General features: G+C 60.5%; 14 protein-coding genes and 2 pseudogenes. 9 read left to right on the forward strand and 7 right to left on the reverse strand.

The window, feature by feature from the left end; all coding sequences use genetic code 11:
- Nucleotides 1-53 precede the first annotated feature (53 nt).
- From ACSSVY_RS18950 to ACSSVY_RS18970, 5 genes are all read left to right on the forward strand, one after another.
- A complete protein-coding gene (locus ACSSVY_RS18950) occupies nucleotides 54-527 on the forward strand; it encodes a TRAP transporter small permease subunit (RefSeq protein WP_454271307.1) in 474 nt (157 codons plus the stop codon).
- A complete protein-coding gene (locus ACSSVY_RS18955; protein WP_274591177.1) occupies nucleotides 517-1,890 on the forward strand; it encodes a TRAP transporter large permease in 1,374 nt (457 codons plus the stop codon). The genes ACSSVY_RS18950 and ACSSVY_RS18955 overlap by 11 nt, the downstream gene beginning before the upstream one ends.
- Before the next feature lie 269 nt (nucleotides 1,891-2,159).
- Complete coding sequence (locus tag ACSSVY_RS18960; RefSeq protein WP_454271309.1) at nucleotides 2,160-2,885, forward strand: hypothetical protein; 726 nt, start codon at nucleotides 2,160-2,162, stop codon at nucleotides 2,883-2,885.
- Nucleotides 2,830-3,261 carry a hypothetical protein gene (locus ACSSVY_RS18965; RefSeq protein ID WP_454271310.1) on the forward strand — a complete coding sequence of 144 codons (432 nt, stop codon included), beginning with the start codon at nucleotides 2,830-2,832 and terminating at the stop codon, nucleotides 3,259-3,261. The genes ACSSVY_RS18960 and ACSSVY_RS18965 overlap by 56 nt, the downstream gene beginning before the upstream one ends.
- A 239-nt stretch (nucleotides 3,262-3,500) precedes the next feature.
- Nucleotides 3,501-3,923, forward strand: coding sequence for a hypothetical protein (locus ACSSVY_RS18970; RefSeq protein ID WP_454271312.1), 423 nt, complete (start codon nucleotides 3,501-3,503; stop codon nucleotides 3,921-3,923).
- A gap of 80 nt (nucleotides 3,924-4,003) precedes the next feature.
- Here ACSSVY_RS18970 and ACSSVY_RS18975 read toward each other — a convergent pair.
- Nucleotides 4,004-4,276: pseudogene (locus tag ACSSVY_RS18975) on the reverse strand (transposase); the annotation flags it as partial.
- Nucleotides 4,277-4,708: 432 nt separating this feature from the next.
- Here ACSSVY_RS18975 and ACSSVY_RS18980 point away from each other — a divergent pair.
- On the forward strand, nucleotides 4,709-4,855 hold the full coding sequence (locus ACSSVY_RS18980) for a hypothetical protein (RefSeq protein WP_274591150.1): 147 nt from the start codon (nucleotides 4,709-4,711) through the stop codon (nucleotides 4,853-4,855).
- Between the two features lie 46 nt (nucleotides 4,856-4,901).
- Here the strand turns inward: ACSSVY_RS18980 and ACSSVY_RS18985 are convergent, their stop codons facing one another.
- From ACSSVY_RS18985 to ACSSVY_RS18995, 3 genes are all read right to left on the reverse strand, one after another.
- Complete coding sequence (locus ACSSVY_RS18985; protein ID WP_371399016.1) at nucleotides 4,902-5,144, reverse strand: winged helix-turn-helix transcriptional regulator; 243 nt, start codon at nucleotides 5,142-5,144, stop codon at nucleotides 4,902-4,904.
- Complete coding sequence (locus ACSSVY_RS18990) at nucleotides 5,144-6,865, reverse strand: SulP family inorganic anion transporter (protein WP_454271314.1); 1,722 nt, start codon at nucleotides 6,863-6,865, stop codon at nucleotides 5,144-5,146. The genes ACSSVY_RS18985 and ACSSVY_RS18990 overlap by 1 nt, the downstream gene beginning before the upstream one ends.
- Before the next feature lie 75 nt (nucleotides 6,866-6,940).
- Nucleotides 6,941-7,201 (reverse strand): helix-turn-helix domain-containing protein, encoded by a 261-nt coding sequence (locus ACSSVY_RS18995; protein ID WP_274591148.1) that lies wholly within the window; start codon nucleotides 7,199-7,201, stop codon nucleotides 6,941-6,943.
- Between the two features lie 293 nt (nucleotides 7,202-7,494).
- Between ACSSVY_RS18995 and ACSSVY_RS19000 the strand changes: the two genes are divergently transcribed.
- The 3 genes and pseudogenes from ACSSVY_RS19000 to ACSSVY_RS19010 all read left to right on the forward strand — a co-directional run.
- On the forward strand, nucleotides 7,495-9,129 hold the full coding sequence (locus ACSSVY_RS19000; protein ID WP_454271315.1) for a Mu transposase C-terminal domain-containing protein: 1,635 nt from the start codon (nucleotides 7,495-7,497) through the stop codon (nucleotides 9,127-9,129).
- A 16-nt stretch (nucleotides 9,130-9,145) separates the two neighbouring features.
- Nucleotides 9,146-10,012, forward strand: a complete 867-nt coding sequence (locus ACSSVY_RS19005; protein ID WP_454271316.1) for a TniB family NTP-binding protein — start codon at nucleotides 9,146-9,148, stop codon at nucleotides 10,010-10,012.
- Between the two features lie 80 nt (nucleotides 10,013-10,092).
- Nucleotides 10,093-10,476 (forward strand): annotated as a pseudogene (locus tag ACSSVY_RS19010) (TniQ family protein); the annotation flags it as partial.
- A gap of 213 nt (nucleotides 10,477-10,689) precedes the next feature.
- Here ACSSVY_RS19010 and ACSSVY_RS19015 read toward each other — a convergent pair.
- Genes ACSSVY_RS19015 through ACSSVY_RS19025 form a run of 3 tightly spaced genes read right to left on the reverse strand, consistent with a single transcriptional unit; the run spans nucleotide 10,690 to nucleotide 12,579 of the window.
- Entirely contained in the window at nucleotides 10,690-11,061 is a 372-nt protein-coding gene (locus ACSSVY_RS19015) for a hypothetical protein (RefSeq protein ID WP_454271320.1), read from the reverse strand.
- Nucleotides 11,036-11,647 (reverse strand): SMC-Scp complex subunit ScpB, encoded by a 612-nt coding sequence (gene scpB, locus ACSSVY_RS19020; protein WP_037240140.1) that lies wholly within the window; start codon nucleotides 11,645-11,647, stop codon nucleotides 11,036-11,038. The genes ACSSVY_RS19015 and scpB overlap by 26 nt, the downstream gene beginning before the upstream one ends.
- Before the next feature lie 47 nt (nucleotides 11,648-11,694).
- Complete coding sequence (locus tag ACSSVY_RS19025) at nucleotides 11,695-12,579, reverse strand: DUF1403 family protein (RefSeq protein ID WP_394457477.1); 885 nt, start codon at nucleotides 12,577-12,579, stop codon at nucleotides 11,695-11,697.
- Nucleotides 12,580-12,820: the final 241 nt, after the last annotated feature.

The raw sequence follows: 12,820 nt of genomic DNA on the forward strand, positions 1-12,820 counted from the left end.
TCGGCTTGAGATTTTTGGATTGGATTGACCGTGGCATTCGCGGCATCGGCGTCGTGACTGCGTGGCTGACAGTTGTTTCGATTGCTGCTTATGGCGCGCTTCAGATGCTGGATCGCAAGCTACAACTTGGCGTGTCGAGCTATTTGCCGGACCTGTCCACGTCACTGCTGTTCATCCTAATTTTCTTGACCTTTGGGTATACCTATCTGCGCGACGGTCACGTGCGCGTTGATGTTCTTCGCAGACATTGGTCCGCCCGCCGCATTGCTTGGATCGAACTGATTGGCGGCCTTTTTGTCCTTCTGCCGCTCGCCGCCATCCTGACCTACTACGGATGGGACGGTTTGATGCGCACCACGAAATACGCGGAAACCCAGTTGTGGGCACAACGCATTGCCGGGGTCATCGGCCCCATCCTGCTGGCTCTTGCCGGGATGATCGTAGCCCTTCGCAACATCGCCTTTCTGACAGGGAGACGTGCGCAAGGTGCACCGGAACAAGCAAGCGGCCTGCACAATGGTGAATGAGGTCCTCACGGTTGCCATGCTTGTCGTGATGGCGATTGGGGTTTTCAGTGGCTTTCCGGTGGCGCTGGTGCTCGCGGGGACAGGCTTCTTGGGGTTTGTCGCTGCGGTTTGGGTGGGGATCACTGATTTTCAGCATCTGGGGCTGATCTACCTGAGGGCCCGTGGTGTACTGACCAATGAATCAGTCCAATTCACCAGCGTTCCAATGTTGATTTTTCTTGGTCTGATCCTGAATGCCAGCGGGATTGCCGAAACCATGTTTCGCTTGCTGGGGCGTCTTCTGACAGGCGTTCCCGGTCGCTACGCCATTGCGACTTTGCTGATCGGCCTCGTTCTTGCGCCCGCCGCCGGGGTGATCGGTGCTTCCGTCATAACTGTGGCGTTGGTGGCCTATGCCCCGATGATGGCGTCGGGCTACGCACCGCGAACCGCAGGAGGCGCTGTCGCAGCTTCTGGAGCATTGGGTGTCGTGTTCCCGCCAGCCGTGATGCTGTTCTTCATCTCGAACGTGTTCTATCTGCGCATCGGATTGATGTATGTGGCCCTCATCGTACCTGTGCTTCTGATGGTCATGGCCTTCGCGGTCTACTTTGCGGTCACCTTGAGAAAAACGGTCGAAATCCCGCTGGACACACCCAAGACCAATCTTGTGTCAGACCTCTTGTTTGTACTCGCGTCTGTCGCGGTCATCGCATCCATTCCGCTCAGCATCATTCTGGGCTTTGCGACACTAACAGAGGCGGCTGGAGTAGGGGTTTTTGGCGCGCTATTGGTCGCGCTGGCGCGAAAGCGCTTGTCTTTCTCATCGTTGAACTCTGTCACGGTGCAGACAAGCACGATGACGTCGATGGTCTACTTCATCGTATTGGGCGCATCGGTATTCTCGCTTAGTTTCCACCTGGTCGGTGGACCGGACGTCATCTTCGAGTGGATATCCGCATTCGATCTCACCCGGTGGGAACTGTTGGCGATCCTCCTTGGCGTGATCATCATACTTGGGTTTGTTTTTGACTGGATCGAGGTGCTGCTGGTCTTTGTACCAGTGTTGATGCCGATCTTTTCGGAACTCGACTTCGCAGATCACGTCGGCTCTGCCTACTTTGCGCAAATCTGGATCGCTGGCCTGATAGCACTGGCCTTGCAGACGTCTTTTCTGACGCCTCCCTTCGGCTATGCCCTATTCTTTGCCAAGATGGCGGCACCTAAGGGTATCAACCTTTCCGATATCTATCGCGGCGCGGTACCGCTTGTCGCCATCGAGATCGTATTGATCGCAGCCCTGATCTCGTTCCCTCAGCTTATCACTTGGTTGCCTGAAATGTCCCTTGGGGATGTGGATGCGCCGCAGCTAATCCAGCGGTGAAAGATGTTTTGAGCGCGGATGCAGTGATTTCCTTCGAAGCGGCACTGCTCTTTCGGGGCCACTTCCGCACCGCGAACAGAAAGGCTGAACGGGGCCTGAGCACGGGAAAGCAAACAGGAGGATAACGAATGTCCAGCATACCATCCGCAGAGGGCTTTGACAGCACACTCACCCTGCTGCGAAATCCGTATGGATTCATCTCTCAGACCTGCCGCGCGCTCGACACAGATCTGTTTGAAACCCGCATCCTCCTTCAAAAGACGATCTGCATGACCGGGTCGGCGGCTGCGGAAGTATTCTATTCCGACGATAAGCTGATCCGCGCGGGCTCGATGCCAGGCCGCATACAGAAGACCCTGTTGGGTGAAGGCGGCATTCAGGGATTGGACGGCGCTGCCCACCAGCACCGCAAGAAGATGTTCATGTCGCTGATGGGGACCGAGCATATAGCCGCGCTTCAGGGAATGTCGCTTCACATGCTAGACAATTATGCACCGGATTGGGAGGCGAGGAACGAAGTCGTTTTCTACGACAAAGTGCGCGAAATGCTCACGAGAGCCGTTTGCGCCTGGTGTGGGGTTCCGCTTCCCGAGGCGGAGGTGGCGACCCGAACGGCGCAACTTACAGCGCTTTTTGAGGACGCCGGGGCCATCGGCCCGAAACATTGGGCTGCACGTCTGGCGCGCCACCGCCTGGAAAAATGGGCAGCGGGGATGATTCAACAGGTCCGCGATGGCGAGCTTCAGCCGACGCAGGAAAGCGCCCTTCATGTCATCGCGACGTGGCGTGATCTTGACGGCGCGATACTGCCCCCTGTCGCGTTGCCTTTAAATCCGGCACACGGCGCGTTGGGCGCCCTGCGCGCATGCGCGAGCGGTCTTCATCCGCCGGCTCACTCCTTGGCCGGTGGAACCGCCCCTGCAAATCTGGCGCTGTCCGATGGGGGCGTCGTTCAACGCCCCTGCGCCGCTGTCGCCGATGGAACGGCTCTATGACATCACCTTCCGAAATGAGCCGAGGATCAGCGCGCCGAATGATCCGCCGCTCCTCGTGCCAGTGCAGTCTGATGAACGGGCCGACATCGACATCTCGGGAGATGCCTTTGACTTCGTTCGCAGCATCCGCGTTTACCACATCCAGTTCAGCCAGAGCCAAAACCGAGACGGCGACTGTATCCGCTCCGATGCGACGCGCCTCGGGTCCTACGGGGTCCAGGGTGACTATCGCTGGACGCGATCAAGCATTGCCCAGGTCCCTCCGGCATCGGCCCTCCCGAATATGGGGCACTGCAACTGGGTGAGTTACCGCTCCGTCTTCGTCGATTGGCGCGATCACGAAGGCAACTACGGCTTTGAAGAGGTCCGATACTGAACTTGTGTGGGCCTGCGTGGGGCAGGCCCGCACCCGATAAATCTTGCACCGGAGACTGTGCACCGAACCCGAAAAGCGAAACGACGCCAGACCGTGAAGCCTGACGCCGTGCTAGAAAAACCCGTGAACAAGGATTCTCTAGCGCACTGTCCAAACCTCTGCAACCAGCAAAGTTGTTTTGCTGGCAATAGTGTTGTTGTATCGCGGCATGGCCTCGGCTCTCGCAGGAGACACCGACCATGGAACCCACAACCGGCCTGATCCTTCGACGGATCACACAGACAGAGCTTTCGGTATCCGCCCACAAGCTAGCGACCGTCATCCTAGATGCCATCGCATGGAAAGAGGGCTACAACGGCCTGTCGCGCGGAACGGCCGCATTCACCCTCTCGGCCTTGGCGGTGAAGATGGGCATCTCACGCCAGTACCTGACCGAGTTGCTAGGTGAACTCGAGGCCTCCGATCTGGAGCTGAAGCGAGAAAAGCCCAATGTCGCATTTTCTTCACTATTTCAGCACGTGATTATAACTTTATTCCTTGATGATACCGGGATAACGCACATCGTTTTTCAGCTTAAGGCTTCAATTTTGGTTCCGTATTTCAGCAAGTGGCAGCACAGGAGGCGTATGGCGCATCAGATCTGGAATTTTGCATATCGATGACGTCCGACGGCTTGGGCTTGAGCAACAAGGGTCTCGTGTGAGCTGGATCGGTGGCGCGTTGCCCTTAAATCGGGTCATCCTCAATTTGTGTGGCGGGACGGTAGCATTCTCACCCACAACCATTCTGGACCGGCCCGGCCGTACATGGCGCGTTTGAGGGTCTTCAGGCGATTGATCTGACCTTCTGCTTGGCCATTGCTCCATGGCATCTCGATGGCGTATTTGACCGCATCGAAGTCCCAGTTCAACCTGCGTGCGAAGCGCACGAGTGGCGCTAGGTCGGCTTCGATCGCGTCACAGGTCCATGCAGGGAGAGGGTCTGCTTCGCGGCCGCACAGGATACCGATTATCCGGCAGTTTGGATGCCCGAGGTTCACCGCGACGCTCGTGGCACATGGACAGGCCGTGATGGCAGGCGAAATCGCGCGATGATGATGGTGGGAATTTTGGAATTAAGAACCACACATCAGCCCCGGATCGACCTGATTTGTCAGCAGGGTCCTCCGAACCTTTGCGCGTTTCCCGATAAGTCCCACAATCCGCTTCGGAAAACTGACCGAGCGGAGCCCTATATTCGAAGTAGTTGGCGCCTAAATACGACAGAAGGTTTTTCGTGTGCGCGCGACTGACCAAGCCTAAGAACGCAGCCAAAACCAGAGGACGGCCACCGCGATTGCTGCAAGGGCCACAGGAAAAAGGAGTGGCGCGCGCCGCCGAGGCTTGATCGAAGCAGCGCCCGTCCTGGACTGCCCGAGACGCTCCCTTCCGGTCGGCGTCAGAGCATAATGATCCGCGCGCGGGACGCGCAAGAGGCCAACATCGACAAGGTGCTCAGCCAGCGCCACAACCTATGGAGCGCTTCCGTCGAGATCGAGCTCTCCATTCTCTGCCGCCTCGGCGCACTCAAGCAGAGCGGTCCAGGTGGAGGATGACGCATTCCCATTCGGCGGGGCGTCTGAGGTGTCTGCGCTCATGACGTCAGTCACCGTTTCGCGTCTTTTCCCAGACACGCGTCCAGGCCACACGTTCGGCTGGGCAGACCAGCCCGTCTCGCTCTAGGCGCCGCAGAAGGTGCAAGATTCCGCTGTTGCTCATGCCGAGGGCGTCACGAAGCTCTGCCTGTGTGCGTGGACGCTCAAGCGCGGAAAGAACATAGCGGCGTCGCTCCTGTGGATCAAAGGACTCTCGGCGCCGCCGGCGCTCCGACGCGACTCTCTGCATCACGCGGCCTCCTCGTGGGCGTCGACACCGTCCTCAAGGCTCTTGAGCGCGTCCTCGACGGAAGCGGCATAGTGGACGAGTGGCCGTTTCAGGCCGTGTGTTACGAACACGCGCTGGATGTCGCGGCTTGCCCCTGTCAGCCAAAGGGCCACGCCACGCTTGTGTGCCTTGTGCGCAAGGCCCTCAATCATGTTGGCCCCGGTGGAGTCGAGGAACGGCACTGCCGAGAAGTCGACGACCAGCGCCTTATGGCTGTCCTGAATGCGGTCAAGCACCGATCCGATCGAGGCCGTCGCGCCGAAGAAGAGCGCGCCGGTGATACGATAGACCACAACCTCGGGGTTTGCCGCTTGCTCCTCGTCGTAGGTCGCACGCGGGTGCGTGGAGTCCGCTTCATCACGGCCGACGAAGGCAGTGTTTTCAGCGACCCCGGTTGTCTGGCTCATACGCTGGATGAACAGGACTGACCCGAGTGCGAAGCCGACGATGATGGCTTCGGTCAGATCGCGGAAGATGGTCAGGAAGAAGGTCGCGCCAAGAACTGTCGCCTCGCCCCAGCCCGAGCGCAGCAAGATCGCGATGGCGGGTTTCTCGATCATGTTCCAGGCCACGACGGCCAGAACACCCGCCAGTGCGGCGAGCGGAATATAAGCCGCGAGGGGGGCGGCGACGAGCATGAAGAGCAGGATGAACAGGGCATGCAGCATCCCGGCAACCGGCCCATGCGCGCCCGCCCGCACGTTGGTTGCCGTCCGCGCGATCGTGCCCGTAACGCAGAAGCCGCCAAAGAGGGACGCCCCGATATTCGCCGCCCCCTGCGCGACAAGCTCGCAGTTCGAACGGTGCCGCCGCCCGGTCATGCCGTCGGCCACGACGGCCGACAGAAGCGACTCGATGGCGCCGAGCAGGGTGAAGGAGATCGCCTCCGGAAGCACCGCCAAGATCTTCTCCATCGAGAGTTCCGGCAGGCTCGGGGCAGGAAGTGAGGACGGGATCCCACCGAACTTGGTGCCGATGGTCTGAACCGGCAGCCCAAGAAGCGCGACGACTGCCGCCGCTACCGCGACCGCGATCAGCATGCCAGGCCAATGGGGACGCCGCCGGCGCAGGCCGAGAATGATGCCGACCGTCGCGACAGACAGCAGAACAGCCGCGGGCGTGATACTGTCCCGGGCCGCCCAAAGTACGGGCAGTTTTTCAAGTAGCTCACCGGGCTCATGATCGAGCGTCAGGCCGAAGAGCTCCTTGATCTGGCTGGCGAAGATGATCACCGCGATCCCAGCCGTGAACCCGACAGTGACTGGGAAGGGAATAAACTTGATGAAGGTGCCAAGCCGCAGGAACCCGACTGCAGTCAGCATCAAGCCCGACAGGAAGGTTGCGAGGATCAGCCCGTCCATTCCGTGCAGTGCGACGGTACTGGCCACCAGCACGATGAAGGCACCAGCTGGGCCACCGATCTGGAAGCGCGAACCGCCAAGAAGCGAGACAAGGAAGCCGCCAACGATCGCGGTGTAGAGCCCCTGTGCCGGGGTCGCCCCCGAGGCAATAGCGATCGCCATCGAGAGGGGCAGTGCGACGATGGCAACGGTCAGACCGGCAATGGCATCCGCCCGCAACTGGGGCAGTCCATAGCCCTCACGCAGGACGGTGACGAGTTTCGGAGTAAAGAGTTCGACGAAGCTGGGTGCCGTTCTCTGTCTGGTGGTCTGGTCTTTCATCTTCGGCCGCACCTTTGAGGGTAGCAGCGGGATCGTCGGCTTTTTGTCGGCGGTCGCCGTCGCGTGTTGAGTTTTTCAATGTCTGGGTGGAGGCACCTTGAGGCGCACACCGCGTCCGCCCGTCGTGCTGACGGAGCCTTCTCCAATGAGTTCTGCCCCCGCAAGCTCAAGCGCTGCAATGACCTTGGTCAGGCTGTCGACCACGCCGCGCACATTGCCGGTGCTTGCCTCCATGCGCTGAATCGTCGGCACGGAAAGCCCTGCCAGTTCGGCCAGGGTCTTCTGGTCGATACCGAGCAAAGCACGAGCAGCGCGCATTTGGGGGCCAGTGATCATGAGGTATCCTGTGAATGGGGTGACCCCTATCTAAACCGTTATCTTTGATATGTCAAATATCAATATACGTGGTTTCAATATGCATTCGTCTATCTCCATCCCCGATGTGGCGATCCACATCGGGGTGTCGCATTTTCTTCACTATTTTCAGCACATGATTATTACGTGATTTTTGGAAGATACCACGAATTGCACATCATTTTTCAGCTAAGGGCTTCAATTTTGGCTACGTATTTCAGCAAGTGGCCGCCCTGTTGGCGCATGACCCAGCCGGTCTCGGAAGTTTCATATCGATGACGTCCGGCGAAGCGCATGCCTCGGATGAAGCGTGGGCCAAGGCGACGCGTACCGCGCGCGAGTTGGACCGGATTCTTGACGGAGCGGCGCCGGTGCGTGAGGCCGTGATGCGCGCGGCATCCGAGCTGCGGTTCTCGACACGCCAAGTCTACAACTATCTGGCGCGGTATCGGGAAGAGCGCAGGGTATCGTCCCTTCTGCCGCGAAGGAGTGGAACAAGACAACCAAGGATCAACCCCGCAGTCGAGAACATCATCGCGGTGACCCTGCGGGAGATGTGGTTGCGCCCGGAGCAGCCGGACCTTGCACCGATCGTTGAAGAGATCCGCACCCGCTGCGCAGAGGAAGGGCACACTCCACCCGCCTATGTCACTGTCGCCCGGCGGATCCCCATTCTGTTCGCCCCGGAAGAAATTGCCCGCCGCCGCCTGTCGGATGGTAAACACCTGCACCGGCTGAAGCCGCGACCGGGCTACATCCGGGCTAACCACGCGCTCGACGTTGTCCAGATCGATCACACGCCGGCAGACATCCAATTTGTTGAGGTGATTGATGACCACGGTGTCTTCGTTGGTCGTCCCTATCTGACCATCGCTGCAGATGTGGCCACGAGCGCGATCATCGGCTTCTGCCTGACCCTCGAGCGGCCGTCACGACTGTCTGTCGCGCTTTGTCTGGCGCACGCGATGTGCTGCAAGATTGACTGGCTGGCAGAACGCGGTATCGATCATGCCTGGCCGATGCACGGTCGCCCGAAGCAAATCGTCGTCGATTCCGCCAAGGAGTTCCAGAGCAGCACCTTCAGCAGAGGATGCGCGGACTATGGCATCGCCATACGCATGCGGAACAAGGGCACCGTGCATCGGGGCGGAGTCGTGGAACGCCTGCTTGGGAAAGTGAACACCGCGCTACGCGCCTTGCCCGGCAAGACGGGGCGTTCCATCGCGGATCGGGGCGACTATGCCTCGGAAGCGCGGGCACGGCTCAGCTTCGCGGATCTTGAACGCTGCATCGCGCTCGCGATCATCGACCACAACCTGAGCCAGAATGCGCGCAGGCTGACCGTTCCGGCGAAAGAGTGGGAAGATCGGTTCCAGCCGAAGGACCGGCCTATCGATGCGCCTGTCGATGTGCTGCTGAATTTCCTGCCACGCAAGACGCGGAAAATTTCACCTCAGGGCATCAGTCTCTTCGCCATCGACTATTTCGAGCCCTGGCTTGGCCCGCTGGTTGCGCGTCGTGACCGGCTGGAGCCGCTCGATCTGTGCTATGATCCTCGCGACATCAGCCATGTCTACGTCAAGGATCCGGATACGCAGGCCTGGCGGCCGGTCAGGCGACGGGACGGACTGGCCGAGCCGATCATGCTTTGGCAGCACCAGGCGGATCGACAGCAGCGGCGTGAAATCCAGCGGCGCCCTGTGCAGGAGGCATCAGCCATCCGACGCGAAATCGCCGCAACTGTTGCCGCCGCCAAAACCCCCAAAAGCCGTTTGAAGGAGATGACCCGCGCCCGGCATGCCACCGAGGCAAAGAAGCCTTATGCCGACTTCGCTACGCCTTCCGCCTCGGCCCAGGCAAAGCTCGACCCGGATCGTCCGCGGCGGGTCTTCCCAATCGAGGATTGGTAAGGTGCCGGACCACCTCATGTCCGCCACCGTCCCACTCTTGCAGGCCGATGACGCAGTGCGGATCGCCCATGTGCGCGCGCCGCGCTGGATCAGCCATCCGGCGGCCGGCGCGACGCATGACGCGATGCGACTGCTGCTTGAGCGACCGCCATCCCTGCGCCCACGCGGTTTGCTGCTTGCCGGTCCCTACCATAACGGCAAGACCATGATCGCCGAACGCTTCGCCGTCGAACATCTGCGTGTTGCCGAGCAGCAAAAGGTGTGGGTGTTTCAGACCCGGGAAGGTGCAGGGCTGTCGCATTTCTATGCCAGCATCCTGTCCGGATTGCGCGCGCCACAAGCCGCTGGCTGGCGCAGCCTGGCCCGCGCCGGCGATCAGGTCGATCATCTTCTGGAGCGCCTGAAGCCGCGCCTTTTGATCTTCGACGAGTTCCACAGCGCGTTGCGCGGGCGGCGCGAGGATGTGAAGGCCATCTTCTCGTTCTTGCGGCGGATCGCACGAGTGCATGACATCTCACCCGTCCTTGTCGGCGAAATCGCGATCTACGATGCGGTGCATGACACGGACGAAATGGGCTCACGCTTCGATACGATCCCCATTCCACGCTGGGCGTATGACGAGGATTTCGCGACGCTTCTCGACAGCCTGGAAGCCAGTCTGCCGCTCGCCGAAGCCTCCGATCTGTCGCGCGAACCCTTGGCGAAGATCATCCATGATCTGTCAGAGGGGCTGATCGGCGAGGTTGTCGAGATCGTCACCCGTGCCGCAGTGGCGGCAATCTCGCGCGGTGAGGGCCGGATCACGGGCGCAACCCTGTGGGACCTCGGCTATGTGCCTCTCTCGAGGCGCCGTAATTCCGCTTTGCGTCACGATATGACATGAGGTTTGGGCCGACCGAGATATCCGTCACACCTGCAGAGCGGTATGAAAGTGTGGCGGGAAGCCGTTGGCCAGTGAGCATTATGCCCGCACCAGGTGAACTTCTGTCGAGTTGGCTGCACCGCCTCGCCTACGCGAACGGCATACCTCCGCACTATTTTGGCACGCTTCTCGGAGCGCCGGGTGAGAACTGGTCGGCGCGGCTTGATCGGGCGTTGCCCGATCGCATCCTGCAGTTTCTGCGAGAGCATACCGGCATACCCGTGGAAGACATCGCGGCTCTGACCATTGCCCCTGACCCCTTGGCCCGGCTGCGTTTGCCCCTGCGGGCATCGCCTCAGCAGAGTTGCGCACCCAGGAGGCAGGTTACCTGGCTGCAGTTCTGTCCCGCTTGTCTGACGGAAGACGAAACGCCCTATTTTCGCCGAGGCTGGAGCCTGGCGACACGCGTTTCTTGCTTTCACCACGGTTGTCGGCTTCGGGACAGGTGCCCATCTTGCGGGGGCGGATTGGCTCCGTTCAGCCAGAAGCGTCTTGTGCCGCATCAGATCTGCGCCCGGTGCGGCGCGGCCCTCTGCAAACGCACCCGTCCTGCCACCAATGGGGTTCGGCGTCTTGAGCGTCTGATCGACGATCTGCTTCGTCTGCAGGCAGCAGGGCATAGAATGGCAGAAGGACGATCACTGCCGGACCTTCTTGGATCGGCTTGCTTTCAATTTGGTAAACAGAGTGTATCCATCGTGCGCCTCCCCCATCGGGATCGCTATCAGCTGTTTCAGAAATTGGCGGAAGGGCGGTCGACGCCGTTCGAAAAGAGAAGAAGTTCCGCGATTATCTATTGGAAACGCGTCGTTCAGGCTGCGCCAGCTTGGAGCGGACTGGTCACATCTTTCAGCGATGCCGTCCTGCCTCGGCCCAAAGCTGGGCCTTGCTCTACCACCGCTGGCCCGCATTTGGCGGATCTCGTTCAGGCGGCCGCGCGGCTCGATCAGCAGCGGCAAGCGCTGTAAAAATTCCCGGTGAGTTTCAGGCGCGCGCGGCCAGCCCGGCATCATTCAGCTGTTCAGCGTCTGGCAGGTCGCGCAAGCTCTCCAGCCCGAAAGCTGCGAGGAACGCGTCTGTGGTCACGAAGGTATAGGGGGCACCACGACGCGGCGCGCGCGGCCCAGTTCCAATCAGACCCTGCGCATGCAGCCTTCCGATCAGGTCCCGGCTGATCTCTTTGCCAAAGATGTCTTTGAGCCCATCGCGGGTGATCGGCTGGTGGTAGGCGATGGCCGCCAAAATCGCGACGTCGAACTCGTTCAGGTCCAGCAACTGGTCTCCGACATCCGCTGCGGCGCGGATCGCAGGCGCGTAAACAGGCCGCGTCCGGAACATCCACCCCCCTGCGACCATGGCAATCTCGAACGCCCGCCCTTCCAGATCAGCGGCAAGGTCTTCCAACAGCAGATCAACCGAAGTCCCCTGCCCCACTATGCGCGCCAGATCCTCGCGCGGTACAGGCGAGGCAGAGGCAAACAGCACCGCCTCGATCCGGCGCATCCATTCCCGCCAGCGCAACTCCGGTGGCAGGTCGAGCAACTCGCGATCAAGCTCAGCTTCTGGTCGATCCTTCGACTTCCTTTCCGGTCGCATGTCCGAACCGCGAAACCGGTTCCCACTTTCGCTGTCCATGCTCATGGCTACACCCCGTAGAGCCGGAATGTGTCGCGCCCGGTTAGCTCACGGACCGCGCCGAGATCGACAAGCCGGTCACAGAGCCGCCGCGCCGCGCGGTCCGGCAAAGGCAGGGCACTGGGCGCCACGGCGTCCTGCGTCAGGAATATTTTCACCGCCGCCCCTGCCCCCTTGGCCCGAAGCTTTGGTGCAACTCCTTTCAAAAGCGAAGCCCGACGCGCGAGATCGACAGCCAGACGCGCGGCCTCGACCGCGGATGCGGTCACTGCGCGATGACAGGCTAGGCGCAAATCGTCACCCCGCTTGCGCAGGTCTGTGCGTTTCAAACCCGCGGCCAGCAGCGGCACGACATGATCCCAACCAAGCGCCTGGGCGAGGGCGGCGTCCGCGAGGATCAACGCCGGGACTTCGGCACGGGGTGCCTCCGTCAGGACAGCATCCAGCGCCATCGCGGCACGGGTCACCGGCGCTCCCTTCCCCGTATCGAGCCATGTAGCAATCTGGCCCAACTCCAAGATCGGCAAGGCTCGGCCCAGAGCCTTGATTGACACCGGCCGCTCCACCGCGCGACGCCAGGCAAGGTAAGTTTCCCCCGCGGGACCAGGTAGATCGCCAGGGCGCAGAAGATGAATCGCGTCGCGCAGCTCTGGGGCTCTTTCCGGACGACCAGAAAACCCGACACATGCCTCGGCCGCTCGCAGCGCCAGCCGATCCCGCAACAAGGCTTTGGGGACCTCTTCGCGTCCCAACACAAGATGCAGGTGGTTCAGCGCCGCGCCCGATAAAAACGCCACATCTTCAAAGGCTTCAGGACGTGCCGAGGTGACCCATGCGGGCATCCGGGGTAGAGTGTCTGTGTCGATGGAGTGTTCCGGTCGGGCAAATGTCATGACTGAAGCCTAAACCATCGCGGCGCTTTGCTCCAGAAAATAGCACAGAAAACGCCTCGCTCTATCTTTTGCCATGATGTCCGATAATCTTGCATTATCGGACGTAAAAGTGATATGTTCCACGACATGTCATGTCGCTTTAGTTTTGTCGGATAGCCGGAATTCATGAGATTCAAGCACTTCCCTGAAAAACGAGTCGGGGTTCATGAGATTCTGTACCGGTATTTATGAGACTGGATGT

This window comes from Roseovarius sp. MBR-51 (assembly GCF_053628575.1).